This window comes from bacterium, assembly GCA_009926305.1.
Lineage (GTDB): Bacteria > Bdellovibrionota_C > UBA2361 > UBA2361 > RFPC01 > RFPC01.
This window is the reverse complement of record RFPC01000282.1, coordinates 1-1019: the sequence shown is the minus strand read 5'-3', so window position 1 is coordinate 1019 and position 1019 is coordinate 1. Positions and strand designations below refer to the sequence as shown.

Sequence of the window (1019 nt, the reverse complement as noted above, 5' to 3'; positions counted from 1 at the left end):
ATTCAACGATAGCGCGGTTATCAGTGCCTGGGAAAAACTAGTCGGAGAGATTATAGCTCGAAAATGGGAAGTATTCCCTGCCTCTGATAGCGACAAAGACGAGGAAGTAGCAGAATTTGTCCGCCAAGCACTCTATCACATGGGTAGTAACAGTGCTCAGAGTCGTGGTCGTGACATGCTTGTCACAGCGAATTCAGGATTCGATGCATTTATCCGTGGCATGTGTGAATCACTGATCTTGGGTATCAGCATTGGCGAGATTTGTTGGGTAAGACAGGGTTCTTATGTAGTTCCGTCAGAGATAAAAATAAGAGACCCGAGACGATTCCAATTTGTACTAAATGAAGACGGATCTGTAAGCCCTAGGATTATCACTGTTCAGTCTCCGGTAGAAGGGTTACCTATACCTATGCGTTCCATGGTAATTCATCGCCACTGGGCGTACAGCAGTGGGATGGATGCCTACGGGTCTGGCTTAGGAAGACAGATTTACTCTTTAGTAGAGTTTCGCCGCACTCTGATGTCTTTCTGGCTTCAGTATGCCGATAAGCACACTACTCCTACGGCGGTGGGAAAATTCACACTAGGAACGCCGGAAGAAGAAGTTAAATCTCTATTTACCGCTCTACAGAGGCTGGGGCAAGAGACGGCTATAACTATCCCAGACGAAATGTCTATAGATTATCTGAAATCCGAAGGTAGACCGGAGATATATGAGGGTTTGATTTCGTATATAGACCAGCAGATTAGTTTTCTCATAAACGGGGAGAATACAGTCGGTCAGGATACTGGCAGCACCGGTTCATACGCTCGCGACTCCGTGGCCGATTCTGTTCGGATGAGAAAAGCAAAGAGCTTCTCTGAAGAACTTGACGAGACATTGAATGCCACGTTGATACGTTGGCTCACGGAGCTGAATTATCCGGGAGCATCGGTACCGAGGATTCGTAGAAACTTCGACGATCTCGAGCAGAGAGAGGATCCCGTTAAGACTGTACAGATGTTAACTCAGCTTCAAG

The 1019-nt window shown here is 46.8% G+C and carries 1 protein-coding gene; it reads left to right on the top strand.

All coding sequences use genetic code 11. The annotated features are described in order from the left end of the window. Window positions 1–1019: DUF935 family protein (locus EBR25_14555; GenBank protein ID NBW42190.1), on the top strand; the 1019-nt coding region annotated here is incomplete at both ends.